This is a genomic window from Pantoea sp. BAV 3049 (assembly GCF_009765445.1).
Lineage (GTDB): Bacteria > Pseudomonadota > Gammaproteobacteria > Enterobacterales > Enterobacteriaceae > Erwinia.
On the sequence record NZ_WHOY01000031.1, the window covers coordinates 580,766 to 604,712 of the forward strand.

A 23,947-nucleotide genomic window follows, 5' to 3' on the forward strand; every position below is an offset into this window, starting at 1 on the left:
ACGACAGTATGATTATGCGTCAATTTTTCGGCCGCACAAACATACACGTTCCTTGCTTCCATGGGCCGCGGCTGACCCTGACAGGAGGCTGAATAATCCGTAAGGAGCAAATTCGATGCGTCATTACGAAATCGTATTTATGGTTCATCCTGACCAGAGCGAACAGGTTCCTGGCATGATCGAGCGTTACTCTGCCACCATCACTGGTGCAGAAGGCACGATCCACCGCCTGGAAGACTGGGGCCGCCGTCAGCTGGCTTACCCGATCAACAAACTGCACAAAGCCCACTACGTTCTGCTGAACGTTGAAGCTCCGCAGGAAGCGATCGATGAGCTGGAAACTAACTTCCGCTTCAACGACGCCGTTATCCGCAGCATGGTTATGCGCGTTAAGCACGCGGTAACTGAAGCATCTCCGATGGTTAAAGCGAAAGATGAGCGACGTGACCGTCGTGAAGATTTCTCTAACGAAACCTCTGATGATGCAGATGCTGGGGATTCTGAAGAGTAATTGACCGTGACGGCTAATCGGCTGACGTTGTCTGGCACTGTGTGCAAGACACCGATGCGTAAAGTAAGCCCGTCAGGTATTCCACACTGCCAGTTCGTGCTTGAGCACCGTTCGGAGCAGGTGGAAGCCGGTTTTACCCGGCAAGCCTGGTGTCGGATGCCGGTGATTATCAGCGGCAAAGCCCATCAGGCCATTACTCAAAGTATAACGGTCGGCACGCCTCTAACCGTTTCAGGTTTTATTAGCAGCCATCAAGGTCGCAATGGACTGAACAAAACGGTGTTGCATGCCGAGCAGATTGAATTGATAGATTCTGGAGACTAGCCAAATGGCACGTTATTTCCGTCGTCGCAAGTTCTGCCGTTTCACAGCGGAAGGCGTTGTTGAGATTGATTACAAAGATATCGCAACGTTGAAAAACTATATTACTGAAAGCGGTAAAATTGTTCCGAGCCGTATTACCGGTACTCGTGCAAAATACCAGCGTCAGCTGGCTCGCTGCATCAAGCGTGCTCGCTACCTGTCCCTGCTGCCATATACCGATCGTCATCAGTAATCGGCCGCTGTCTATTAACGACTTTAAGAGGATAAGGTAATGCAAGTTATTCTGCTTGATAAAGTAGCAAACCTGGGCAGCCTGGGTGATCAGGTTAACGTTAAAGCGGGCTACGCTCGTAACTTCCTGGTTCCACAGGGTAAAGCTGTTCCTGCTACCAAGAAAAACGTTGAGTTCTTCGAAGCACGTCGTGCAGATCTGGAAGCCAAACTGGCTGACGTTCTGTCTGCGGCTAACGCACGCGCTGAGAAAATCAACGCACTGGGCACCGTTACCATCGCGTCTAAAGCAGGCGACGAAGGTAAACTGTTCGGTTCCATCGGTACCCGCGACATCGCTGACGCTGTAACTGCAGCTGGCGTTGAAGTGGCCAAGAGCGAAGTGCGTCTGCCGAACGGCGTTCTGCGTAATACCGGTGAGCATGAAGTGGACTTCCAGGTTCACAGCGAAGTTTTCGCGAAGCTGACTGTAAGCATCGTTTCTGAAGCTTAAGTGCAACAGTAACGAATAAAAACGCCGGCCTCGTGCCGGCGTTTTTGTTTTTGTGCACAGAAAGATTGCCCGATTCCTGCGCCCGTGAGCCGCAGGAAAAAACTTACTGTGCGCGGATGAAAGATCCATCCGGCTGACGGGTAAACAGGATCTGGCCGTTATCGGTATCAACGGTTAATCCGGTCACCACCCCCTGAGCATTCTGCCTGATTTTCACTGCCTGCCCGGTTTGCAGATTGCTGAGCGGCTTGTCATTCCCCTCGACCTGCGCCATTGCGAATACGTCATTTACCGGCAGATTATTGTCGCGGAACAGCTGCGCCAGCGTCTGGCCCGAAGCGATCTGATAGCTCCGCCACTGCCCCTGTGAATCGGCAGACGGCTGAGCGGGCTGTCGGGCGGTGGTGTCCGGCTGGCTCTCACTCAGCTCAGCCTGCATTGGAATGTTGGTTCCCGTTGAGTGTCCGGCGTTCACGGGTCTTGCGGCCTGCTGAGGAGCAGGAGAAGGCCAGAGAAAAGCCAGCAAAATGACCACTACGGCAAGAATGATACCGCGGCGGTGGAAAGGTGGAAGGGGATCCATCCAGCTCACCGAATCCGGCAGATGCCAGATCTTGCTGAACAGTTGCGGTACTCGTGCTGCTGAAGACGCTTTGGGCATGGCGTCATCCTCCTGGCGCGAACCTCGCGCAAATAGTGAGCTTTTCGCTAACCGTTGCAATAAACCGTTTAGAGAAAGCGGCTGGCTTTTCCGTCGCCTGCGGGCAAGATGGCCCATGTTGACCTCGATATAAAATATAGCTGATAAACCCTTGTCCGTGCGGAGTTAATTCCGTCACCGGGATTCGGGTATTGTTTCCTTTTGCCGGGGAAAAGTCACCTAAAGAAGATGGCATTTTACGCCCGTTGCCTGCGCTGTTATGCTTCGTCTTCGGTTTTATCAATGATGAAAGGAAAATCCATGACTACCCCTTCTTTTGACAGCGTAGAAGCGCAAGCAAGTTACGGTATCGGTTTACAGGTTGGCCAGCAGCTGCTGGAATCTGGATTGCAGGGTCTGCAGCCAGAAGCATTGCTGGCGGGTCTGCGCGATGCGCTGGAAGGGAACGCTCCGGCAGTACCTGTTGATGTGGTGCACCGTGCGCTGCGCGAAGTCCACGAGCGTGCCGATGCCGTTCGTCGAGAGCGTCAGCAGGAGATGGCCGCTGAAGGTCAGAAATTCCTGGAAGAGAACAGTCAGCGTGAAGGCGTGAGCAGCACCGAATCCGGCCTGCAGTTCAGCGTGATTTCTCAGGGTGAAGGCCCAATCCCATCCCGTCAGGATCGCGTTCGTGTTCATTACACTGGCAAGTTGATCGATGGCTCCGTGTTCGACAGCTCCGTACAGCGTGGCGAACCGGCTGAATTCCCGGTCAGTGGCGTCATCCCGGGCTGGATCGAAGCGTTGACGTTGATGCCGGTGGGTTCCAAATGGGAGCTGGTTATTCCTCAGAATCTCGCCTACGGTGAGCGCGGTGCTGGTGCCTCAATTCCCCCTTTCAGTACATTGATTTTTGAAGTTGAGCTGCTGGAAATTCTGTAAATTCAACCAGCTGGCAGGACGCAGTGGAGAGTGAAACTCCGCTGCTTCTTAAATGCGATACATAATATTTTTGGTATTATGTATCACATTATTAACTCAATGATTTGGATTTAATTAACTGGTATTTATTTATTACAATTTAACGCTTGTTTTATCGTAATATAACGCTTGTTTTTTTAATTGATGTCGTTATTTCGTGGTTAATTCTGATTCCATTTTTTTATATTTAAGATGTGTTTGATTTATTAATTTTTGTGAAATATATTCTCTTTGCGGCGAAGGAAGCCGTTTTTTAGGTAATGTACATTTTATAAAGGGAATAATCATGCGTGAATTAAATAATACTGAAATTGAATCTGTAGCAGGTGCCTGGCTTTTTGCTGATATCGGTTCAGCTATCGGTTTTATTGCCGGCTCACTGATCAACTCAGGTGCCTCTTCAGGCGGCGTGACCATTGATTCAACCACGGCTTCACAGCAGATTGGTTCTGGTATTGGTAAAATTCTGGAACTGAACCTGTCAGGCGCTCTGAGCGACCTGGGACAGGGCGTTGTTGGACTGATCAAAGTAGCTTCTGATGCTGTCAGCCAGGCTACCGCTACGCCAAAAGCGTAATAGCCCGGTCGTCAATATTTTAATAGCTGAATAAACAAAGCCAGCCTTTGGGTTTGCATACCGGGGCTGGCTTTTTTCAGGTTAATATTTTTCTCTGTTTGAAAAACATTATTAATTGAGTTTTAACTGATATACAGCAAAGCCAATATCATCGTGACTCACTTTATGAGCAGGATAGACAGCATACTGTTTGATAAATGCGGCAGCTTTCTCCGTGGGTGACGTTTCAAAGCGAATATCCAGTGGTGTTTTACTGTCAATACTGGCCAGCTGCCAGTTATTGTCGGCCTGCGGCTTCACTTCGCCGTATGTTTTGGTCTGGGCCTCAATATAAGCGGCGACCACTGAACGGTTCTCATCCGGTGAGGCAAAGGCTACGTGGCTTTCTCCTGTACCAGCGAACTTCCCACCATAAGCACGATAGTTGTTGGTCGCCACCAGGAATATGGCATCAGGATCTATTGGTTTGCCTTTAAATGTCAGATCGCGGATGCGTGAGGCTTTACTGTTAATCTGCTGGCATTCAGCGTCATAGCGGGCGGGCTGTGTGACATCAATGCGGTAATTCACTCCGTCAATCACATCAAAATTATAGGTGCGGAAGTCCCAGTTAATCAGCGCCTGCGGCTTGCTGCTGCTCGGGTCAATCTGGTTGAACTGCCCCGCCGAGCACTCAAGCCACTCTTTCACTTCCCTGCCTGTCACCTTCATTACCACCAGCGTATTCGGGTAGAGGTAGAGATCGGCGGCATTGCGGAAGGTCAGCTGGCCTTTTTCAACTTCGACATAGCTGGCCGGGTCGTTTTTACGGCCACCGGCTTTAAAAGGTGCAGCGGCTGAAAGCACTGGCAGGTCTGCCAGATCCGGATCGCCCTGGATAAAGCGTTCAACGTAGTCGCGCTGAGCATTATTAACGATCTGCACGGTGGGATCGTCCTGAATTAGTGACAGATAGCTGTACATCACGTCCGCTGATTTGCCGATCGGTTTGCTGACGAATTCTCGCGTAGCTTTATGGTCATGCTCCAGCACTTTCACCAGGGCGGGATCTTCCGCGGCGAGCGATTTCTTTGTTGCAGCGTCATAAATGGGGCGGGCTTCTGCTTTTGCACTGCTTACCTGCCATTTCCCTGCCTCATTATTCAGCACCAGATCGACCACGCCGAGATGGTCTCCCCACATGCCGGGCATCACGGCAGGGATGCCATTCAGCGTACCTTTGGCGATATCAGCCCCTTTGATATTGGCAAAATCTTTGCCGGGGAAGACGGCATGAGCGTGACCAAACAGGATGGCATCAATACCGGGTACCTGACTCAGGTAATACACCGAGTTTTCCGCCATCGCCCGGTAAGGATCGCCAGACAGGCCTGAATGCGGGATGGCAACAACCAGATCGGCTCCCTGTTTACGCATTTCCGGCACCCACTTGCGGGCGGTTTCGGTGATGTCATTAACGATGATTTTGCCGCTGAGGTTCTTTTTATCCCACACCATAATCTGCGGCGGGACAAAGCCGATGTAGCCCACTTTAAGCGGATGCGTTTTCCCTTCGCGGTCGGTGACTTCAACGGCTTTAATCAGGAAGGGAGTGAACATTGGCTTGCCGGTTTTACTGTCGATAATGTTGGCGTTGACGTAGGGGAAACGGGCACCGCTGAGGGCATTATGCAGGTAGTCCAGCCCGTAATTAAACTCATGGTTGCCCAGATTACCTACGGTATAATCCAGCGTATTCATGGCCTTATAAACAGGATGCACTTCGCCCTGCTGCAGGCCTTTTGCCGCCATATAATCGCCCAGAGGGCTGCCCTGAATGATGTCGCCGTTATCCACCAGTATGCTGTTGCTGGCCTCTTTGCGGGCTGCTTCAATCAAGGTGGCGGTACGAACCAGGCCAAATTTCTCGGTTGGCGTATCTTTGTAATAGTCAAAGTCCATCATATTGCTGTGCAGGTCGGTGGTTTCCAGCAGGCGAAAATCCACCGTGGCGGCATGCAGAACGGAACTGACCAGCAGCGCAGCCAGTGTAACAGAAGGCTTAATCATCATTTTTTCCTTAAAATCAGATGCCAAAGATCCTTAACATCTCAAAGAATTGTGAAATTGTTATGTTATGTCTCACAAATATGTGAGCTGGTACAAATATTTACTTCTTATGCGCGCTTCCGCAGGCATCCGCCAGCATCAGGCGTACACTCGAGCGGACAGAGGCTCAAAAACAGCAGATTCTGCGGAATGAAATGAATTATGCTTTTGATAATTAAGGCTGACATGTCAGGGGTTCCTCTGATCAGACAGGAGAGATCGTGTGTTAAAGGTCAGTGCCGATCTGCTGCTATGATCAATAAAGGTTTTTTTTCCGGGCGAAACCCGGCTGAGACAGGTCCCTCAACCGGCGGTAGCCGGGACTCAGATGCTAATCAAGGGGTGGAAAATGCTAGATAAAATTTGCCAGCTGGCACGGGATGCGGGCGACGCCATCATGAAAGTTTATGACGGGCAGGCACCGCTTGATGTCTCCCATAAATCCGATCATTCGCCGGTGACAGCTGCGGATATCGCCGCTCATAAAGTGATTGTGCAGGGGTTGTCTGCTCTGTACCCGGATATCCCGGTAATCTCAGAGGAAGATCCTCCCTCCTGGGAAATCCGTCAGCACTGGCAGCGCTACTGGCTGGTCGATCCGCTGGATGGCACTAAAGAGTTTATCAAGCGTAACGGCGAGTTCACCGTTAATATCGCGCTGATTGACAACGGCAAGCCGGTGCTGGGCGTGGTGTATGCGCCGGTGCTGGGCGTGATGTATTCCGCCGTCGATGGCAAAGCCTGGAAAGAGGAGGGCGGCCATAAAGCACAAATTCAGGTGCGTGAAGCGCGGCCGCCGCTGGTGGTGGTCAGCCGCTCGCATTCGGGTACCGAGCTGGAGGATTACCTGAGCCAGCTGGGCGAACACCAGACCACGGCAATCGGCTCTTCACTGAAGTTCTGCCTGGTGGCGGAAGGCAAAGCGCAGCTCTATCCCCGTTTTGGACCCACCAATATCTGGGATACCGGTGCCGGTCATGCAGTCGCCATTGCCGCCGGAGCGCATGTGCACGACTGGCAGGGCAAAACGCTGGACTATGCTCCGCGTGAGTCCTTCCTCAATCCGGGCTTCCGCGTTTCTATTTTCTGACGTTTAGTTTCTGGCCTGAAGAGGCTTCGGGCCAGAGATTCGCTTCGGGTCGAATCAATTCGACCCTTTCAGCAGCTTCTGCACCAGCGCAACCACCTGTTGCACCTCATCCTGGGTCAGCGCGCCGTCTTTGGCGAAGCGCACTTTCCCTTCCTTATCCAGTACCACTATCGCCGAACCTTCGTTCTCCAGCTGCCAGGCCTTTTTCGCCACGCCAGTGCTGTCGACAATAAACTGTGACCAGGGAAACTGTTTCTTGTTGCTCTCTATACTGCTGCGCACGAACATCCCGGTGCCGGGGATGGCGTCATCGGTATTGACCAGCGTGGTGGTCTGGTAACGGTCGTGCGGAAACGTGGCGGCCTTGATCGCCTCAATCAGCGCGGCATTTTTCTCTTTTGAAGAAGAGCGTCCGGCAATATGCTGGATCACCCGTACTTTGCCAGGCAGCTTCGCGCTGTTCCAGTTCTGATAGCTGAATTTATCCTGCTGCAGGATCAGCTCACCTCGGTCGTTGATCCCCACTGGCGGAACACGCTTCCCCTCAACAAAGTTGTGCGCACCGGCGGCAAGCGGCAGCAGCAGGACAAAAAGAGTGAAAAATGAGCGAAAAGTCGTCATGGCAGCGCCTCATGTAAGTGATCAGACCAGTTAGTCATGTTCCTGCAATAATAAGCGCAGAAGATGCTGCTGTCGCATCGAAATAACATCTTTGCAACACACTGCACAATTCCCTGAGGATTGAAGGTTTATACTGTTATCTCGTGTCCGGGTGACAGAGCATACTGTCATGATATGTAAACACAGTAAAAAAATTCAATTTCAGACTTCAGGAAACCGATATTGGTCTATAGTGAATGCAGTTTGCGCTGCAAGGATTCGTACCGAGTTTGGACACGACGCAGCACGCATCATTTTTCAGGAGTAGAACCAGAATGAAAATCTTTCAGCGATATAATCCGCTGCAGGTAGCCAAATACGTGAAGACCCTGTTTCGTGGCAGGTTATACATCAAAGACGTAGGCGCATTTGAATTTGACAAAGGTAAGATTCTGATCCCACGCATTAAAGATAAACAGCACTACAGCGTGATGTCAGAAGTGAATCGTCAGGTGCTGCGTCTGCAGACCGAATTTAACTGATAAAACTAAGGCGCGAAACTTCGCGCCTTTTTGTCAGGCTGTTCAGCCTCTCACTTCATACAGACCGAATGGCAGGCCATCATTCCGCTACTCTTCCGCCGTTTTACTCAGCACCGCACTTGCCGCCGTCGGGCGGGCCTCAATACGGGTTACCAGCAGCTGATCGATACGGTAGCTATCGATATCCACCACCTCAAACTTATAGCCGTGGAACTTAACGAAGTCGGTACGCTTAGGGATTTTACGCAGCATAAACATCATAAAGCCGCCGATGGTTTCGTAGTTGCCGGACTGCGGGAATTCGTCAATGTCCAGCACGCGCATCACGTCATCAATTGGCGTACCGCCTTCCACCAGCCATGAATTCTCGTCACGCGCGACAATCTGCTCTTCCATGCCCTGCCCGACCAGGTCGCCCATCAACGTGGTCATCACATCGTTCAGGGTGATGATGCCCACCACCAGCGCATACTCATTCATAATCACCGCAAAGTCTTCACCGGCGGTTTTAAAACTTTCGAGCGCTTCTGACAGCGTCAGCGTGTCCGGCACTATCAGCGCCGAGCGGATCTGCACGCCGCTGTTCAGCGCCATGCTCTGATTCCCCAGCACCCGCAGCAGCAGCTCTTTGGAGTCAACATAACCAATAATGTGGTCGATATCTTCGTTACAAACCAGGAACTTGGAGTGCGGATGGTTGGCAATTTTCTCCTTCAGGCTGGCCTCGTCTTCGTGCAGGTCAAACCACACCACGTTCTCGCGTGAGGTCATGGAGGAGGGCACGGTACGGGATTCCAGCTCGAACACGTTCTCAATCAGTTCGTGCTCCTGCTTACGCAACACGCCTGCCAGAGCGCCGGCTTCAAACACGGCATAGATGTCATCTGAAGTGATGTCGTCCTTGCGCACTAAGGGAATTTTCAGCAGGCGGAAAATAATGTTGGCACCGCCGTTAAAGAACCACACCAGCGGACGGAAGACCAGCAGGCAGAAGCGCATCGGGTTGATGATTTTCAACGCGACAACTTCCGGGGCGATCATCCCCAGACGCTTCGGGAAAAGGTCAGCAAACAGAATAAACAGGCTGGTGACCAGGGTGAATGAGCAGATAAAGCTCAGCTGTTCCGCCAGCTCCGCGCTGACTCTGCCTTCAAATAATTTCTGGAATACCGGTGAAAAGGCAGAGTCACCCACGATACCGCCCAGGATCGCGACCGCGTTGAGGCCAATCTGCACCACGGTGAAAAACATGCCCGGTGTTTCCTGCATATTCAGCACGCGCTGGGCGTTGATGTTCCCTTCATCCGCCAGCAGCTTCAGCTTGATTTTGCGCGCTGCTGCCAGAGAGATTTCTGAAAGGGAAAAAAATGAGCTGACCGCGATCAGCAGTAAGATGACAAGCAAGCTGTCTAACATAAAACATCCATAAAATGGCTCATTCAGTCGCTTTCAGGGGAAAACGCCGTGGCCCTGGGTTAATCACTTGTCATTTTTGGCCTGGGCAGCGTGTGAGGATCTGCGTAAGTTTGTCCCGTTCAGTGAATATGGGCTATCCGTGCCAAAAATGTCTGCCCTGTTCGGCTGATGCGCCGGGGCAGAATTCAGACAGACCGTCAGGCGGCCTGTGTGGTGGAGTATAGCTGTGGAGACGATTGCTTACAATTGCGGCGCTTACCTGCGAATCAATTCTCACCCGGAACTGGCATAGGCACCAGGATTAATCCGACTGTAGGACGCAAAAGGTCCTGACGTTACATTCGGTCACGATCCTGTGTTGTATCGTGTCGATTCTTTGCACACAATATGTCAAAAATTTGGCTTTATCAGTAAAAAGAGGTCCGGGTCGGCGAAAACATTGCCAGGCTTAGGATCCCAGGCCATTTTGATCAAATTACAGAAGACGTTGTGCCCATCTGGAATCAGGGCCGGCCACAAAATCAGGAGTTAGCGTGCCACGAATTCATGTGTATTGCATGTTTTGTCTGATCGCCGCTGCACCCGTCGCTCAGGCAGCGACCGTGCGTTTGCAGGTGACTGGATTATCTGGGGAATTACAAAGTAACGTCCGTGCGCGGCTCTCCACTATCTCGAGCGATGAAGTTTCTTCCGACGGGCGTTTTCGTGCGCGCGTCAGCGAAGCCGTTAAAGAAGGCCTGAAGGCGCTGGGCTATTACGAACCGACCATTGAGTTCGAGCTGCAGCCTCCGCCTGAGGGCGGTAAGCGTCCGGTTCTGCTGACAAAAGTCACACCGGGCGAACCAGTCAAGCTGGCGGGAGAAACGGTGATTTTCCGTGGTGGGGCGAGCAAAGATCCAGACTACCTGGCGCTGCGGAGCACCGGCCGCGGCAAGATCGGTAAAGTACTGAATCATGGCGACTATGACAGCTTTAAAAGCTCGCTGAGCAATATGGCGCTGCGCAAAGGCTACTTCGATGCCGACTATACCAAAAGCCAGCTTGGCGTTTCCGTCGACCGGCGGGAAGCCTTCTGGGATATCGATTACAACAGCGGCGACCGCTACCGCTTTGGCGATGTCACCTTTGAAGGTTCGCAAATCCGCGAAGAATATCTGCAAAACCTGGTGCCTTTTAAAAAGGGCGATTACTACAGCTCCCGGGATCTGGCCGAGCTTAACCGCCGCCTGTCTGCCACCGGCTGGTTCAACTCCGTGGTTGTCGCGCCTCAATTCGATGCAGGACGTGCAACCAAGGTCCTGCCGCTGCACGGTGTGGTCAGCCCGCGCACGGAAAACACCATTGAAGCCGGGGTAGGCTACGCCACCGACGTTGGCCCGCGAGTGAAAGCCACATGGAGAAGGCCGTGGGTTAACTCTTATGGTCACAGCTTCAGCACCAGCGCCAATATTTCTGCCCCTGAACAGCAGCTGGATTTCAGTTATAAGATCCCACTGCTGAAAGCCCCGATTGAGCAGTATTACCTGCTGCAGGGCGGCCTCAAAAGAACCGACCTTAACGACACCAAAGCCGACTCCTCAACGCTGGCTGCTTCCCGCTACTGGGAATCTTCATCCGGCTGGCAGCGTGCCATTAACCTGCGCTGGAGCCTCGATCACTTTACCCAGGCCGACGTCACCAACACCACGATGCTGATTTACCCTGGCGTGAGCATTAACCGTACCCGCTCACGCGGTGGCCTGATGCCGGACTGGGGAGATTCGCAGCGGTATTCAGTGGATGTTTCTGACACCAGTTGGGGATCGGATATTGATTTCACCGTGGCGCAGGCCCAGAACGTCTGGATCCGTACGCTGGCTGAAAAACACCGCTTCGTGGTGCGGGGGAACCTCGGCTGGATTGAAACGAATGACTTCGATAAGGTTCCGCCGGATCTGCGTTTCTTCGCCGGTGGTGACCGTAGCATTCGTGGCTATAAATACAAAGGCATCTCCCCAAGGGATGATGACGGCAAGCTGACCGGGGCCTCCAAACTGGCCACCGGCTCGCTGGAGTATCAGTACAACGTGACCGGCAGGTGGTGGGGCGCGGTGTTTGTCGATTCCGGAGAAGCGGTGAACGATATCAGACAGAGTGATTTCAAAACCGGTGCCGGTTTTGGCGTGCGCTGGCAGTCACCAGTCGGGCCAATCAAGCTGGATATCGCGCGGCCGATTGGCGATGACGAAAACCGGGACATTCAGTTTTATATCGGATTGGGGCCTGAACTATGAGTCGCTGGAAAAAGGTTCTGATTGGCATCCTGATCTTCCTGCTGGTGCTGCTGGGCGGCATCGCGTTTTTAATAGGTACCACACCAGGCCTGCACCTGTTGCTGAACGGTGCGGCACGCTGGGTGCCAGGTCTGTCAATCAAACAGGTGGAGGGCGGCTGGCGAGACCTCCGGCTGACGGGCGTGCAGTATGAAATGCCCGGCGTCACGGTCAATGCGGGTGAGTTCCGTCTCGCTGTCCGGCTGGGATGCCTGAAAAACAGTGCGTTCTGCGTTAACGATCTTTCGCTAAAGGACGTCAACGTGGTAGTGGATAGTAAGAAGATGGCCCCTGCGGCTCCAGCGCCGGTGGAAGAGGAAAAATCCTCCGGCGATCTGAGCACGCCTTATCCCATCACCCTGCGCAACCTGGCTCTGCATAACATCAACGTGAAAGTGGACGACACGGCGATTTCGCTGGCGGATTTCACCTCCGGTATCAGCTGGCAGCAGCGTGCGCTCACCCTGACGCCAACCCATATTCAGGGGCTGCTGATTGCCTTGCCAAAAGCGGCCAAAGTGGCAGAGGAGCAGGTGGTACAGCCGAAAGTGACGCAGCCAAAACAGGAGGAACCACCGCTGGGCGAGACGCTGAAAACGCTGTTCGCCAAACCGCTGCTGCCGGACCTGCCTGATTTCAAAATGCCGCTGGATGTGGATATCCAGCAGATCCTCGGCGAACAGCTGCGCATTACCGGCGATACCGATATTGCGGTGAATCGCCTGTTAGTGAAGGCCAAAACTCAGGATCGTCTGCTGCATCTGGAAACGCTGGACGTGGACTCGCCGCAGGGGCAGCTGAATGCTCAGGGGCAGGCGACGCTGGCGGATAACTGGCCGGTCAGCTTCACGCTGTACAGCACGGTAAACCTCGACCCGATCAAGGGCGAAAAGATCAAGATGACCCTGGATGGCGGCCTTCGTGAGCAACTGAACATGGCGGTGAATCTCTCCGGCCCGGTCCGTGTGCAGCTTGACGCCAATACCCGGCTGGCCGACGCGGGGCTGCCGTTGTCGATGACGCTGCAAAGTCCTCAGCTACGCTGGCCGCTGACCGGAGAAACGCAATATCAGGCAGATAACTTCAACTTCAGCTTTAAGGGTAAAGCGACGGACTACGTGATGTCGCTGAAGACCGCGCTGAAAGGGCAGGCGATCCCGCCAGCCACGCTGGCGCTGGACGGCAAAGGGAATGTTGAACAGTTCTCGCTGGATAAACTGCACCTGGCCGCGCTGGAGGGCAGTACCGATCTGACGGCGCTGGTGGACTGGAGCAAAGCCATCAGCTGGCGCAGTGAGCTGACGCTGTCCGGCATTAACACGGCGCGGCAGTATCCTGACTGGCCAGCGAAGCTGGAGGGCAAAATAACCACGCGCGGCAGCCTTTACGGCGGCAGCTGGCAGGTGCGGGTACCGGAACTCAAGCTGCGCGGCAACGTGAAGCAGAATGCAGTGACCGCCGATGGCTCCCTTTATGGCAACAGCTATAACCAGTGGGATATCCCCGGCATCAAACTGGTGCTGGGAAGGAACAATGTTGACCTGAAAGGCTCTCTGGGCGACAAGCTGAACCTGGACGCTAATATCGATGCGCAGCATCTGGACAACGCGCTGCCAGGCCTGGGCGGCGTGGCGAAGGGCACCGTCAAAGCGCGTGGCGATCTGAAGACGCCGCAGCTGCTGGCTGACCTGACCGCAACCGGTTTGCGCTGGCAGGCGATGAGTATCGGCCACGTGGCCCTGCAGGGCGATGTCAGTTCCGGCGAGCAGATCCAGGGCAAACTGGCGCTGCGTGTCGATCAGCTGAAACAGGATGCACTGGAGATTTCACGGCTGAGTCTGGACGCCAGCGGCAGTGAAAAGCAGCATCAGCTGAAACTGACGCTTGAGGGCAAACCGGTGGCCGGGCAGCTGCAGCTTAACGGCAGCTTTGACAGACAGGCGCAGCGCTGGCAGGGCACGCTGAATAATACACGCTTCGATACGCCAGTCGGCGAATGGCGCTTAACGCGGGCAATAGCGCTGGATTACCTGAACAGCAAACAGACCGTCTCAATTGGCGCTCACTGCTGGCAGAATCCTAATGCCCAGCTTTGCGTGCCGCAGACCATTGAAGCCGGTCCTTCCGGCCATGCGAAAGTGGTGCTCAGTCGTTTCGATCTGGCGATGGCGAAACCGTTCCTCGGTGATGCAACCAAACTCAGCGGCGTGTTTACCGGCGATGCCGATGTCAGCTGGACCGCGGACGGTGCGCTGCCACAGGGGCGTGTCTCGCTGAAAGGCAACGGTGTGAAGGTTGAACAGGATGTACAGGGCAACACGCTGCCGGTAGCGTTTGATACTCTGAATCTGAATGCAGTGCTGCGCAATGGCAAGGCGCAGCTGGACTGGCTGATCCGCATTGCGAAAAACGGCCAGCTGGATGGCAACGTGCAGATTGCCGATCCGCAGGGCAAGCGGATGCTCTCCGGTAACGTTAACATCGCCAATCTGGATCTGGGGCTGCTTAATCCTGCGCTGATGCAGGGAGAAAAAGTCGCCGGAATGCTGAACAGCAACCTTCGTCTGGGCGGCAGCCTGCAGAAACCGCAGGTGTTCGGCCAGCTGGGACTGAAAAAAGTCGATGTGGAAGGCAGCTTTATGCCTGTCGACCTCACGACTGCCAGCGTGAACATGATCTTTAACGGTATGAGTTCAACGCTGGAAGGGCTGATCCAGACTTCTCGTGGGCAACTGACGCTGAATGGCGATGCCGACTGGAGCCAACTGGATGCCTGGCGGGCACGTATTGCCGCCAAAGGAGATAAAATCCGCGTGACCGTGCCACCGATGGTGCGTATGGATGTCTCGCCGGATTTGGTGTTTGAAGCCACGCCGGAAATGTTCAATCTTAACGGTCGCGTGGATATTCCGTGGGCGCGTATCACCGTGCAGGAAGTTCCGCAAAGCGCGGTGGGTGTCTCGCCTGATGAAGTGCTGCTGGATAAAAACCTCAAGCCGATTGCGCCGAAGAGCACCTCAATCCCGATCAACAGCAACCTGGTTATTCACGTTGGCGATGACGTGCGGCTCAGCGCATTTGGCCTGAAAGCCAAACTGAACGGCGATTTGAAGCTGGCGCAGGACCGGAGGGGACTGGGCCTTAATGGTCAGATCAATATCCCGTCGGGCCGCTTCCATGCTTACGGGCAGGATCTGATTGTGCGCAGAGGGGAGCTGCAGTTTGCCGGGCCAGCCGATCAGCCTTACCTGAATATTGAGGCGATCCGTAATCCGGAAGCGACCGAAGATGATGTCACTGCCGGGGTCCGCGTGACCGGGCTGGCGGATGAACCAAAGGCGGAAGTGTTCTCTGACCCGGCGATGTCGCAGCAGGAAGCTCTGTCATATCTGCTGCGTGGACAGGGCCTTGGCTCCTCCGGCAGCGACAGCAGCGCATTAACCTCAGCACTTGTTGGATTGGGGCTTGCACAAAGTGGGCAGGTTGTGGGTAAAATCGGGGAGACTTTCGGCGTGAGTAATCTTGCCCTGGATACGACTGGCGTCGGTGACAGCCAGCAGGTTCAGGTCAGCGGCTATGTGCTGCCGGGTCTACAGGTAAAATACGGTGTTGGCATATTTGATTCACTGGCGACCTTAACCTTACGTTATCGCCTGATGCCCAAACTCTATTTGGAAGCGGTGTCTGGCATAGACCAGGCCCTCGATGTGCTCTATCAGTTTGAGTTTTAGCAATGCGAATAATTGTCTACGGTAGCCTGAGGCGTAAGCAGGGCAACAGTCACTGGATGACCAACGGCCAGTGGCTGGGCGATCACCAGATCGACGGCTATGAGCTGTACAGTCTGGGCCATTACCCTGGTGTGGTCGCGGGGAACGGGCGGGTTTATTGTGAGGTTTACCGGATCGATGCCTCGACCCTTGGTGAGCTGGACGCGCTCCGGACTAAAGGCGGAGAGTACAAGCGCGAGCTGGTACAAACGCCTTACGGCAGCGCCTGGCTCTATGTGTACCAACGTCCGGTAGCAGGAAAGCTTCGCATAGAGAGCGGCGACTGGCTGCTCCGCGATCAACAGGATCCTGACTGACGTCTTCTGCAAATAAAAACACCGCTCATTGAGCGGTGTTTTTTTGTGCCGGAAGAAAACTTATTTCTTCGCAGCGCGTTCGAAAGAGGTCACGATTTCAGCTTTAGCCGCCTCAGCGTTGTCCCAGCCTTCCACTTTCACCCATTTGCCTTTTTCCAGCGCTTTATACTGCTCGAAGAAGTGAGTGATCTGCGCACGCAGCAGTTCTGGCAGGTCGTTCACATCTTTGATGTGATCGTACTCTTTGGTCAGTTTGGTGTGCGGAACCGCAACCAGTTTGGCATCTTCGCCAGACTCGTCGGTCATTTTCAGCACGCCAACCGGACGGCAACGGATCACGGAGCCTGGCTGCAGCGGATACGGAGTTGGGACCAGCACGTCTACCGGGTCACCGTCCAGGGACAGGGTGTGGTTGATGTAACCGTAGTTGCACGGATAGAACATCGCTGTAGACATAAAACGGTCAACGAACAGGGTGCCGGAATCTTTGTCGACTTCATATTTGATTGGATCGGCATTGGCCGGGATCTCGATAACGACATAGATATCTTCTGGCAGATCTTTACCCGCTGGAACCTGGTTCAAACTCATGGTCAATTCCTTACATAGCAGTCTTGGTCAAGTGACGCTCATTATAGCCAACTGATTCTGAAAGTATCCCCCCTTTTTGGCCTTTAGGAATGCTCCAGTACCGTGCCAATCGCTGCCCGGATGATTTCAACCGACCCCGCTGCGATCGGGCAGCCGGGCATGGCTGATTTGTCTTAATCATTATTGAAAATTGATCCAGATCAACGTGCCGCCAATCAGCGTCTCTGCAGTCCCGATGGTCTCTAAAGGTCACAATCGTCGGTCCGATAAGCCAATTGTACTAATGGATTCTGCAACTGTAACCTGATTAAGGACCCTTCAGATCATGATTAAAAAACTTTCAATACGCACAGGATTGATGATCCTGCTGGCCACGATGACGCTGATGTTGTTGGTGGTCAGCCTGATGGGAATTACGGCCATCAGCAAAGGCAACAGCTCGCTGGATGTGGTTAACCGTATCCAGAGCACTGAGCTGAACAGCCTGTTCAATGCCAACACTTATCTGTTACGAACCCGCACTATCTCCGCTTTAGCCGCCAGGAACCTGGAAAAAGGCAATGCTGATCGGGCCATGTCAGTGATCGGCAGGGCGGATGGTTTCGTTAAAGTGGCAAACGAAGAGATCAAACTCTTCACGGAAGCCGGGACGGTGACTGCCAGGGGCAAGGTTCTGGCGGATGCGTTGCTGGCCAATTATCACAAGTATCTCTCAGAAGGGATCGATCCAATGATCGATGCCCTGCAGGCCAGCAATCTCGATGCTTATTATCAATTGCTGGAGCAGAAACTGACGCCGCTGAATGCCCTTTTTACTCAGTCTGTAGAAGAGTTTCGCACCTTTGCTGACGAAACAACCGAGCAGAAACTGGCCGAAGCGGCATGGAACAAGAAACTCCTGACCGTATTGATCGTCTTTTGCGGCATTCTGACGGTAGTCCTGCTGGTCGGATCATGGATAGTGCTGCGTGAAATCCTGCTGAAACCGCTGGATGTGGCGATTGGGCGTCTGGAATTTGTCGCTTCAGGTGACCTAACCCAGGAACTGCCTGAAGGCGGTAAAAATGAACTGGGGCGCCTGAATTCCGCGCTGGCGGAAATGCAGACCGCCCTGCAATATTCGGTAGGGCAGGTTCGCGATGCCAGCCTGCAAATCGAGGTAGGCAGCCGTGAAATTGCTGCCGGGAACCTGGACCTGTCACAGCGGACGGAAGAGTCGGCGGCTTCTCTGGAGCAGACCGCCGCGAGCATGGAACAGCTGACGGCCACCGTGAAGCTCAATGCGAATAACGCCAGCCAGGCGCACCAGCTGGCGCGCTCCGTCTCTTCCAGCGCCGATCGTGGCAGCGAAGTGGTCAATTACGTGATGGAAAAAATGCAGGAGATCTCCAACAGCTCGAAGCGCATTGGTGACATCCTTGGCGTGATTGATGGCATCGCCTTCCAGACCAACATTCTGGCGCTGAACGCCTCCGTGGAAGCGGCCCGCGCCGGTGAGCAGGGCAGAGGCTTCGCAGTGGTGGCCGGTGAGGTCCGGACTCTTGCCCAGCGCAGCGCGACGGCGGCAAAAGAGATCCGCGAGCTGATCGCCGAATCGCAAAGCCGGGTCAGCGAGGGCTCCCAGATGGCGACCAAAGCGGGAGAGACCATGGATGAGATTACCAGTGAAGTATCGCGGGTGACGGTGCTGATGAAAGAGATCTCCAGTGCCTCCCAGGAGCAGAGCCTCGGTATAGAGCAGGTTAACGTCGCGGTTACTCGAATGGATGAAATGGCGCAGCAAAATGCGGCGCTGGTTGAACAGGCTGCTGCAGCGACTCAGTCGCTGGAGGAGCAGTCGCAGCAATTGGTGCAGACCATGGCAGTCTTTAAGGTCAGCGCCGCGTAGTACCAGTAGCACCCTCTCACTGTGTTTATCATCCCTTTTGGGCGATCGAAAGATCGCCTTTTTTTGTTTCAGACTGGCGTAATTGCCAGAAATCTCCAATAAATGTGCCTTACATTGCACCGTTAAGCATTTTTGTAGTTAGGGGTGTTGTTAGTGATATTCACTATTATTGGCAACGATTGCATCATATTAATTCTGATAAATTGTTACTTTCACCCCATGATTATCCGTCGGGTCGCTTTCAGGCTCTGTCGCGGCGGAGGAGCTTACGTTACTGGTGCTGAATGTTTAAACCACCCCTGCCGATAATCTCTTCGCTTTTTTTGGGAATATGGATAATCAGCCTGTCGGGGTACGCCAAATCATGCTTAAAAGAATATCAATACGCCCCAGTCTGTTAGTTTTATCAGCGCTTATGACGCTGATGCTGTTAGTGGTCAGCATTATGGGCATTATTGCCATCAACAAAGGGAACCGTTCCCTGGACGTGGTGAACCGGATTCAGGGAGTTGAGCTGAACAACTTATTTTTTTCCAGCAACAGCGCGAACCACGGCCACTCAGTCGCTGGAGGAGCAGTCTCAGCAACTGGTGCAGTCGATGGCGGTGTTTAAAGTCAGCATGGCGTAAGTTTCTGGCGGAGGTAAAAAAGCCCTGTAAGCGTGGAGCTGACAGGGCCGGGGCGACTCTCTTCAGGGCGATTTTTCAATCACCCGCCCTTGCTTTATGCGTCCGGGAACTCACGCAGGAAACGTTCCTGATCGTCCACCATTTCGGTATTGCCGACAAAGAACGGCGAACGCTGGTGCAGCGTTTCCGGCACGAGGTCCAGAATACGGTTTGCGCCATCACTGGCTTTACCACCAGCCTGTTCGGCGAGGAACGCCATCGGATTGCACTCATACAGCAGGCGCAGCTTGCCTTTCGGGTGGCTGGCGGTGCTTGGATAGAGATAGATGCCGCCCTTGAGCAGGTTGCGGTGGAAGTCCGCCACCAGCGAGCCGATATAACGTGAGGTATAAGGGCGGTGGGTGGGCTGATCTTCCTCCTGACAGAACTTCAGGTATTTTTTCACGCCCTGAGGGAAACGAATATAGTTTCCTTCGTTAATGGAGTAGGTATAGCCCTTTTCAGGGAACTCCATTTTCTCCGCGCTCAGGCAGAATACGCCCAGTGATGGATCGTAGGTAAAGGCATGAACACCACAGCCGGTGGTGTAAACCAGCATGGTGGACGAGCCGTAAACCACATAGCCTGCGGCCACTTGCTGGCTGCCCGGCTGCAGGAAATCTTCCTCAGTGACCGGCGTGCCTGGCGGGGTAATGCGGCGATAAATGGAGAAAATTGTTCCGACAGATACGTTTACGTCGATGTTGGAGGAGCCATCCAGAGGATCCATCAACACCACGTACTTCCCGTTTTCAACGCCTTCGAAGATCACGATCTCATCTTCTTCCTCTGACGCAATCCCTGCCACAATGCCGCGCGCTTTCAGAGCAGCTTTGAGTTTTTCATTGGCAAACAGATCGAGTTTCATCTGCTGCTCGCCCTGAATGTTTTCAGCGCCACTGGCTCCCAGAATATCGACCAGTCCGGCTTTATTGATGTCGCGATGAATAATCTTCGCGCCCAGCTTGATGGCTGAAATCAGTGCCGTCAGTTCACCTGTGGCGTGAGGAAAGTCGTGTTGCTTCTCGACGATGAATTCGCCTAACGTTTTCATAACACAATCCCTGAATCTGCGGTTGAACAGCAGCTCGTATAACAAACTGCCAACGTATGCGTACGCAGTTTAGCCGAATGAACGGCAAAGAACATAGGGCAAATCCGTTTCTTCCTCTCGATGAGGACGGTACACTGTGCGCCGAACATTCCAGTAAACGGACCTTTTATGCGTATTCATATCCTCGGTATCTGCGGCACTTTTATGGGCGGTCTGGCAATGCTGGCTCGTTCTCTGGGCCATGAAGTCACCGGCGCTGATGCCAACGTTTATCCGCCGATGAGCACGCTTTTAGAGAAGCAAGGCATTGATTTAATTCAGGGTTATGATGCTTCGCAGCTCGATCCTGCTCCCGATCTGGTGATTATCGGTAACGCGATGACCCGCGGAAATGCCTGTGTTGAAGCGGTGCTTGAACGCAACATTCCTTACCTCTCCGGGCCGCAGTGGCTGCATGATTTTGTGCTGAAAGACCGCTGGGTTCTGGCAGTAGCAGGAACCCACGGAAAAACCACTACGGCGGGGATGGCGGCATGGATTTTACAGGCTTGCGGCCTTGAACCGGGCTTTGTGATCGGTGGTGTACCGGGAAATTTCGACGTTTCGGCAACTTTAGGAAAAAGCCCATTCTTCGTGATTGAGGCCGATGAGTATGACTGTGCCTTTTTCGACAAGCGTTCCAAATTCGTGCATTACTGCCCGCGTACGCTGATCCTCAACAACCTTGAATTCGATCACGCGGATATTTTTGACGATCTGCGGGCCATTCAGCGTCAATTCCATCATCTGGTGCGTATCGTGCCGGGAAGCGGCAAGATCCTGGTGCCAGAGCACGACGCCAACCTGAAACAGGTGCTGTCGATGGGCTGCTGGAGCGAGCAGGAGAGCGTCGGCGATGGCGGCCACTGGCAGGCGAAAAAGCTGACGCCGGATGCTTCCCGGTGGGAAGCCTGGCTGGATGGCGAGAAAGTGGCTGAAGTGAACTGGGCGCTGGTGGGCGAGCACAACATGCATAACGGCATGATGGCGATTGCCGCAGCGCGCCACGTCGGCGTGAAGCCGGAAGATGCCGGACGTGCATTGAACGACTTCATCAACGCCCGCCGTCGCCTTGAACTGCGTGGCGAAGCCAACGGCGTGAAGGTTTATGATGACTTCGCTCACCACCCGACCGCGATCCTGGCAACCATGACCGCCTTGCGCAGTAAGGTTGGCGGAACGGCGCGGATCCTGGCGGTGCTTGAGCCTCGCTCAAACACCATGAAAATGGGGATCAGTAAGGATGACCTCGCCCCGGCACTGGCCCGTGCGGATGAGGTGTTTCTGTTTCAGCCGCATCACATTCCCTGGCAGGTTTCAGAAGTGGCGGATGCCTGCGTGCAGCCGGCACACTGGAGTGCCGATGTTGATACGCTGGTGGAGATGATCGCTAAAACAGCGCAGCCTGGCGATACCATTCTGGTAATGAGCAACGGCGGCTTTGGCGGCATCCATCAGAAACTGCTGGACCGGCTGGCGAAGTAGGGGGAAAAGCGGGGGGCGAAAGCATTCAGCCCCGGAGCGGCCGTAAGGGCGGAATTTATTCCGCCCTTACGAGAGAGTCACACGGGGAGATGCAGGAACAGATCCCGTCCGTGTCGATCACTCCTCAGCCAACTCGCGCAGATACTGGAAGATCTGGCGGTAAGCTTTCGGTGGCTTATTGGCTTCTTTCTCTTTCTGGGCGTTACGGATCATCTGGCGCAATTGCTGACGGTCAGCATCAGGATACAGATTCAGCACGTCCGGCATGGCGTCGTCACCTTCTGCCACCAGACGGTCGCGCAGCATCTCAAGTTTGTGGAACAGCGCAACCTGCTGGTTGTGACGGTTCTTCAGCTTGTCCAGCGCCTGGCGGATCGGATCTTCATCGCGTGAGCGCAGCATTTTCCCGATCAGCTGCAGCTGACGGCGGCGGCCCTCCTTCTTGATCTTCTGCGCCAGCTCAATAGCAGTACGCAAATCTTCATCCAGCGGGATCCTGTCCAGCGCATTTTTACTCAGATCCACCAGTTCGGCACCCAGGCGCTTCAGCTCCTCGGCATCACGTTTGATTTCACTCTTACTGACCCAGATAATCTCATCGTCTTCTTGTTCTTCGTTATCCGGTACATCATCGAGCCAGTCGTCGGGCTGTTTGGTCATGGGAGGCTCCCTAAAAAAGAGGCTAATGCTATCAGGTTACGAGGCTACTGCGAAATTGTTCTCTGAGTCTGTTAGACTCAAATGAACCCTAATCACTGAAGAGTCCGAAAATCTGGCAGTCTGACGCACGCCAGAGAAGCCCTCTGTTAATTATATGGTAGGTCGATGAAATTACTCTCCCAAGTTGCAGAACAGCGTAAAACCCTCGAACAGGCGGTAGCGACAGCACTCGAACTGGCAAAAGTCAGCACCGATGGGGCGGAAGTCGCCGTGACCAAAACCACCGGTATCAGCGTCAGCACCCGCTATGGCGAAGTGGAAAACGTCGAATTTAACAGCGATGGTGCTTTAGGCATCACCGTTTATCACCAGAATCGTAAAGGCAGTGCCTCTTCCACCGATTTGAGTCCGGATGCGATCAAGCGCACAGTGCAGGCGGCGATCGACATTGCCCGTTACACTTCACCGGACCCTTACGCTGGCGTGGCGGATCGCGATCTGCTGGCATTTGATGCGCCGGATCTGGATCTGTTTCATCCCACCGAACTGGATCCGGATCGGGCAATTGAGCTGGCAGCGCGCGCTGAACAGGCTGCCCTGAAAGCCGACCCGCGCATTACCAACACCGAAGGTGGCAGCTTCAATAGCCATATCGGTATGAAAGTCTTTGGCAACAGTCACGGCATGCTCCAGGGGTACTCTTCCAGCCGCCACTCGCTCTCCGGCAGCGTAATTGCTGAAGCAGATGGCGATATGGAACGCGACTACGCCTACACCATCGGCCGTGCGTTTGAGGATCTGAAGTCTCCAGAGTGGGTCGGGGAAGAGTGCGCACGGCGGACGCTTTCACGCCTCTCGCCGCGTAAGCTTTCCACCATGAAATCGCCGGTTATCTTCGCTGCGGAAGTGGCAACCGGCCTGTTTGGCCATCTGGTCGGCGCGATCAGCGGTGGCAGCGTCTACCGCAAGTCCACCTTCCTGCTGGATTCGCTGGGCAAACAAATTCTGCCAGAGTGGCTGACCATTCAGGAACAGCCGCACCTGCTGAAAGGGCTGGCTTCCACGCCTTTCGACAGCGAAGGGGTGCGCACTAAACAGCGTGAAATCATTAAAGATGGTGTGCTGCAAACCTGGTTGATGACCAGCTACTCCGCTCGCAAGCTCGGTTTACAAAGCACCGGTCACGCAGGTGGCATCCATAACTGGCGTATTGCCGGACAGGGTGACAGCTTTGAGCAGCTGCTGAAGAAAATGGGGACCGGGCTGGTAGTGACAGAACTGATGGGCCAGGGCGTCAGCGGCATCACGGGTGATTACTCCCGGGGTGCAGCCGGTTTCTGGGTGGAGAACGGCGAGATCCAGTACCCGGTCAGCGAGATCACTATTGCCGGTAACCTGAAAGATATGTGGCGCAACATGGTCACTGTCGGCAGTGATATCGAAACCCGCAGCAATATCCAGTGCGGCTCAGTGCTTATTCCGGAGATGAAGATCGCCGGGCAGTAAAAAAGTTATAAGCCAAATAAAGGGAGGCTGTTGGTCTCCTTTTTTTATGTTTATCGGATTCAATGGTCCATTGTTTTTCTTTATTTTCTTATTTCTTCCAAATTATTCTATAAATAATAAATTTTATCACTGCTGATTACCATGCAGATTTCAGTACGGAATTC

At 53.8% G+C, this 23,947-nt stretch carries 21 protein-coding genes and 1 pseudogene; 15 read left to right on the plus strand and 7 right to left on the minus strand.

Annotated features, from left to right (window positions below):
* Positions 1-115: 115 nt before the first annotated feature.
* From rpsF to rplI, 4 genes are read left to right on the plus strand one after another with little or no spacing between them, the layout of a single operon-like run.
* Complete coding sequence (gene rpsF, locus GSQ70_RS03550) at positions 116-511, plus strand: 30S ribosomal protein S6 (protein ID WP_158781206.1); 396 nt, start codon at positions 116-118, stop codon at positions 509-511.
* Between the two features lie 6 nt (positions 512-517).
* A complete protein-coding gene (gene priB, locus GSQ70_RS03555; protein WP_158785195.1) occupies positions 518-835 on the plus strand; it encodes a primosomal replication protein N in 318 nt (105 codons plus the stop codon).
* Between the two features lie 4 nt (positions 836-839).
* Complete coding sequence (rpsR, locus tag GSQ70_RS03560; protein ID WP_002210155.1) at positions 840-1,067, plus strand: 30S ribosomal protein S18; 228 nt, start codon at positions 840-842, stop codon at positions 1,065-1,067.
* Between the two features lie 39 nt (positions 1,068-1,106).
* Positions 1,107-1,559, plus strand: a complete 453-nt coding sequence (rplI, locus tag GSQ70_RS03565; RefSeq protein WP_158781208.1) for a 50S ribosomal protein L9 — start codon at positions 1,107-1,109, stop codon at positions 1,557-1,559.
* A 103-nt stretch (positions 1,560-1,662) separates the two neighbouring features.
* Here rplI and GSQ70_RS03570 read toward each other — a convergent pair whose 3' ends face one another.
* Positions 1,663-2,337, minus strand: coding sequence for a LysM-like peptidoglycan-binding domain-containing protein (locus tag GSQ70_RS03570; protein ID WP_199257219.1), 675 nt, complete (start codon positions 2,335-2,337; stop codon positions 1,663-1,665).
* Positions 2,338-2,520: 183 nt separating this feature from the next.
* Here GSQ70_RS03570 and fklB point away from each other — a divergent pair, with 183 nt between their 5' ends.
* Together fklB and GSQ70_RS03580 are read left to right on the plus strand one after the other, a co-directional pair.
* Positions 2,521-3,141, plus strand: a complete 621-nt coding sequence (gene fklB / locus GSQ70_RS03575) for an FKBP-type peptidyl-prolyl cis-trans isomerase (RefSeq protein ID WP_158781212.1) — start codon at positions 2,521-2,523, stop codon at positions 3,139-3,141.
* 325 nt (positions 3,142-3,466) lie between these two features.
* Complete coding sequence (locus tag GSQ70_RS03580) at positions 3,467-3,757, plus strand: hypothetical protein (protein WP_158781214.1); 291 nt, start codon at positions 3,467-3,469, stop codon at positions 3,755-3,757.
* Between the two features lie 111 nt (positions 3,758-3,868).
* Here the strand turns inward: GSQ70_RS03580 and GSQ70_RS03585 are convergent, their stop codons facing one another.
* Positions 3,869-5,806 (minus strand): bifunctional 2',3'-cyclic-nucleotide 2'-phosphodiesterase/3'-nucleotidase, encoded by a 1,938-nt coding sequence (locus GSQ70_RS03585; protein WP_158781216.1) that lies wholly within the window; start codon positions 5,804-5,806, stop codon positions 3,869-3,871.
* Between the two features lie 388 nt (positions 5,807-6,194).
* On the opposite strand from GSQ70_RS03585, the gene cysQ reads away from it, so the two are divergent.
* Positions 6,195-6,935 (plus strand): 3'(2'),5'-bisphosphate nucleotidase CysQ, encoded by a 741-nt coding sequence (gene cysQ, locus GSQ70_RS03590; protein ID WP_158781218.1) that lies wholly within the window; start codon positions 6,195-6,197, stop codon positions 6,933-6,935.
* Between the two features lie 54 nt (positions 6,936-6,989).
* On the opposite strand, the gene GSQ70_RS03595 is transcribed toward cysQ, so the two are convergent.
* Positions 6,990-7,556 carry a YtfJ family protein gene (locus GSQ70_RS03595; protein WP_158781220.1) on the minus strand — a complete coding sequence of 189 codons (567 nt, stop codon included), beginning with the start codon at positions 7,554-7,556 and terminating at the stop codon, positions 6,990-6,992.
* A gap of 314 nt (positions 7,557-7,870) precedes the next feature.
* Here GSQ70_RS03595 and GSQ70_RS03600 point away from each other — a divergent pair, with 314 nt between their 5' ends.
* Positions 7,871-8,077: a DUF1107 domain-containing protein gene (locus tag GSQ70_RS03600; RefSeq protein WP_052898849.1), complete on the plus strand. Its 207-nt coding sequence runs from the start codon at positions 7,871-7,873 to the stop codon at positions 8,075-8,077.
* 87 nt (positions 8,078-8,164) lie between these two features.
* On the opposite strand, the gene GSQ70_RS03605 is transcribed toward GSQ70_RS03600, so the two are convergent.
* Complete coding sequence (locus GSQ70_RS03605; RefSeq protein ID WP_158781229.1) at positions 8,165-9,493, minus strand: hemolysin family protein; 1,329 nt, start codon at positions 9,491-9,493, stop codon at positions 8,165-8,167.
* Between the two features lie 557 nt (positions 9,494-10,050).
* Between GSQ70_RS03605 and GSQ70_RS03610 the strand changes: the two genes are divergently transcribed.
* The 3 genes from GSQ70_RS03610 to GSQ70_RS03620 are packed head-to-tail and all read left to right on the plus strand — an operon-like array spanning position 10,051 to position 15,892.
* Positions 10,051-11,766: an autotransporter assembly complex family protein gene (locus GSQ70_RS03610; RefSeq protein ID WP_158785196.1), complete on the plus strand. Its 1,716-nt coding sequence runs from the start codon at positions 10,051-10,053 to the stop codon at positions 11,764-11,766.
* A complete protein-coding gene (locus GSQ70_RS03615) occupies positions 11,763-15,536 on the plus strand; it encodes a translocation/assembly module TamB domain-containing protein (RefSeq protein WP_158781231.1) in 3,774 nt (1,257 codons plus the stop codon). Before GSQ70_RS03610 ends, GSQ70_RS03615 begins: the two co-directional genes overlap by 4 nt.
* Positions 15,537-15,538: 2 nt before the next feature.
* Positions 15,539-15,892 (plus strand): gamma-glutamylcyclotransferase, encoded by a 354-nt coding sequence (locus tag GSQ70_RS03620; RefSeq protein ID WP_158781233.1) that lies wholly within the window; start codon positions 15,539-15,541, stop codon positions 15,890-15,892.
* Between the two features lie 60 nt (positions 15,893-15,952).
* Here the strand turns inward: GSQ70_RS03620 and ppa are convergent, their stop codons facing one another.
* Positions 15,953-16,483 carry an inorganic diphosphatase gene (gene ppa / locus GSQ70_RS03625; protein WP_158781235.1) on the minus strand — a complete coding sequence of 177 codons (531 nt, stop codon included), beginning with the start codon at positions 16,481-16,483 and terminating at the stop codon, positions 15,953-15,955.
* Positions 16,484-16,808: 325 nt separating this feature from the next.
* Here ppa and GSQ70_RS03630 point away from each other — a divergent pair, with 325 nt between their 5' ends.
* Positions 16,809-18,371 carry a methyl-accepting chemotaxis protein gene (locus GSQ70_RS03630; RefSeq protein ID WP_158781237.1) on the plus strand — a complete coding sequence of 521 codons (1,563 nt, stop codon included), beginning with the start codon at positions 16,809-16,811 and terminating at the stop codon, positions 18,369-18,371.
* Between the two features lie 364 nt (positions 18,372-18,735).
* Positions 18,736-18,951, plus strand: a pseudogene (locus GSQ70_RS03635) (Tar ligand binding domain-containing protein); the annotation flags it as partial.
* A gap of 143 nt (positions 18,952-19,094) precedes the next feature.
* Here GSQ70_RS03635 and fbp read toward each other — a convergent pair.
* On the minus strand, positions 19,095-20,093 hold the full coding sequence (fbp, locus tag GSQ70_RS03640) for a class 1 fructose-bisphosphatase (RefSeq protein WP_158781239.1): 999 nt from the start codon (positions 20,091-20,093) through the stop codon (positions 19,095-19,097).
* Between the two features lie 168 nt (positions 20,094-20,261).
* Here fbp and mpl point away from each other — a divergent pair, with 168 nt between their 5' ends.
* Entirely contained in the window at positions 20,262-21,617 is a 1,356-nt protein-coding gene (mpl, locus tag GSQ70_RS03645; protein ID WP_158781241.1) for a UDP-N-acetylmuramate:L-alanyl-gamma-D-glutamyl-meso-diaminopimelate ligase, read from the plus strand.
* A gap of 117 nt (positions 21,618-21,734) precedes the next feature.
* Here the strand turns inward: mpl and yjgA are convergent, their stop codons facing one another.
* The gene (yjgA, locus tag GSQ70_RS03650; RefSeq protein WP_158781243.1) at positions 21,735-22,277 is read right to left on the minus strand and encodes a ribosome biogenesis factor YjgA; all 543 of its coding nucleotides are present in this window, start codon (positions 22,275-22,277) and stop codon (positions 21,735-21,737) included.
* Positions 22,278-22,442: 165 nt separating this feature from the next.
* Between yjgA and pmbA the strand changes: the two genes are divergently transcribed.
* Entirely contained in the window at positions 22,443-23,783 is a 1,341-nt protein-coding gene (gene pmbA / locus GSQ70_RS03655; RefSeq protein WP_158781245.1) for a metalloprotease PmbA, read from the plus strand.
* Positions 23,784-23,947 lie beyond the last annotated feature (164 nt).

Excerpts from the sequence above, each read along its gene's own strand:
- GSQ70_RS03600 (WP_052898849.1), top strand. The coding sequence starts at position 7,871 with ATGAAAATCTTTCAGCGATATAATCCGCTGCAGGTAGCCAAATACGTG.
- fklB (WP_158781212.1), top strand. The coding sequence starts at position 2,521 with ATGACTACCCCTTCTTTTGACAGCGTAGAAGCGCAAGCAAGTTACGGT.
- ppa (WP_158781235.1), bottom strand. The coding sequence starts at position 16,483 with ATGAGTTTGAACCAGGTTCCAGCGGGTAAAGATCTGCCAGAAGATATC.
- GSQ70_RS03570 (WP_199257219.1), bottom strand. The coding sequence starts at position 2,337 with ATGGGCCATCTTGCCCGCAGGCGACGGAAAAGCCAGCCGCTTTCTCTA.
- GSQ70_RS03580 (WP_158781214.1), top strand. The coding sequence starts at position 3,467 with ATGCGTGAATTAAATAATACTGAAATTGAATCTGTAGCAGGTGCCTGG.
- pmbA (WP_158781245.1), top strand. The coding sequence starts at position 22,443 with ATGAAATTACTCTCCCAAGTTGCAGAACAGCGTAAAACCCTCGAACAG.
- rpsR (WP_002210155.1), top strand. The coding sequence starts at position 840 with ATGGCACGTTATTTCCGTCGTCGCAAGTTCTGCCGTTTCACAGCGGAA.
- GSQ70_RS03620 (WP_158781233.1), top strand. The coding sequence starts at position 15,539 with ATGCGAATAATTGTCTACGGTAGCCTGAGGCGTAAGCAGGGCAACAGT.
- yjgA (WP_158781243.1), bottom strand. The coding sequence starts at position 22,277 with ATGACCAAACAGCCCGACGACTGGCTCGATGATGTACCGGATAACGAA.
- GSQ70_RS03630 (WP_158781237.1), top strand. The coding sequence starts at position 16,809 with ATGATTAAAAAACTTTCAATACGCACAGGATTGATGATCCTGCTGGCC.
- GSQ70_RS03595 (WP_158781220.1), bottom strand. The coding sequence starts at position 7,556 with ATGACGACTTTTCGCTCATTTTTCACTCTTTTTGTCCTGCTGCTGCCG.
- fbp (WP_158781239.1), bottom strand. The coding sequence starts at position 20,093 with ATGAAAACGTTAGGCGAATTCATCGTCGAGAAGCAACACGACTTTCCT.
- GSQ70_RS03585 (WP_158781216.1), bottom strand. The coding sequence starts at position 5,806 with ATGATTAAGCCTTCTGTTACACTGGCTGCGCTGCTGGTCAGTTCCGTT.
- GSQ70_RS03610 (WP_158785196.1), top strand. The coding sequence starts at position 10,051 with ATGTTTTGTCTGATCGCCGCTGCACCCGTCGCTCAGGCAGCGACCGTG.
- GSQ70_RS03615 (WP_158781231.1), top strand. The coding sequence starts at position 11,763 with ATGAGTCGCTGGAAAAAGGTTCTGATTGGCATCCTGATCTTCCTGCTG.
- GSQ70_RS03605 (WP_158781229.1), bottom strand. The coding sequence starts at position 9,493 with ATGTTAGACAGCTTGCTTGTCATCTTACTGCTGATCGCGGTCAGCTCA.
- rplI (WP_158781208.1), top strand. The coding sequence starts at position 1,107 with ATGCAAGTTATTCTGCTTGATAAAGTAGCAAACCTGGGCAGCCTGGGT.
- rpsF (WP_158781206.1), top strand. The coding sequence starts at position 116 with ATGCGTCATTACGAAATCGTATTTATGGTTCATCCTGACCAGAGCGAA.
- cysQ (WP_158781218.1), top strand. The coding sequence starts at position 6,195 with ATGCTAGATAAAATTTGCCAGCTGGCACGGGATGCGGGCGACGCCATC.
- mpl (WP_158781241.1), top strand. The coding sequence starts at position 20,262 with ATGCGTATTCATATCCTCGGTATCTGCGGCACTTTTATGGGCGGTCTG.